The 614-nt window shown below is 73.5% G+C and carries 1 protein-coding gene; it reads left to right on the forward strand.

The window, feature by feature from the left end; genetic code table 11:
* Positions 1 to 614: acyl carrier protein (locus AC5WRT_RS39030; RefSeq protein WP_496101113.1), on the forward strand; the 614-nt coding region annotated here is incomplete at both ends.

Consider the following 614-nt stretch of genomic DNA (forward strand, 5'->3'; position numbering starts at 1 on the left):
TGCCACCGCGCTCGCCTGGGGACCCTGGGCGCCCGGCGCCGGAATGACGGCGGAACTCTCCGAGGCCGACCTGCGCCGCATGGCCCGCGAGGGCGTGCAGCCGCTCGAACCCGACGACGCCCTCACCCTGTTCGACGCCGTGCTGGAGTCCGGCGCGGCGCTCGAACGGGCTGCCGTTCTCCCGGTCGACCTCGATGTCGCCGCTCTGCGCAAGCGCCGGCAGGATGTCCCCGCCCTGCTCCGCGGACTCGTCCGTGCGCCCGCACGCCGCGCCGTGGAGACTCAGGCCGCCATCGGGGGGACCGGCGATCTGCGGCAGCGTGTCGCGGGGTTGCCCGTGGCGGAGCGCGAGAAGTTCCTGCGGGACCTCGTGTGCGGCCAGGTGGCCTCCGTTCTGGGCTACGCGTCCGCCGCCGACGTGGACGCTGGCCAGCCCTTCAAGGCCCTCGGCTTCGATTCGCTGACCTCCGTCGAACTGCGCAACCGCCTCAACGGCGCCACCGGTGTACGGCTGTCCGCCACCCTGGTCTTCGACTACCCGACCCCCGCCGCACTCGCCCGTCACCTCCTGGCCCAGCTGTCTGACGGCCAGGACGACATGTCGTCCGCCGCCT

Source organism: Streptomyces sp. NTD91, from assembly GCF_059510455.1.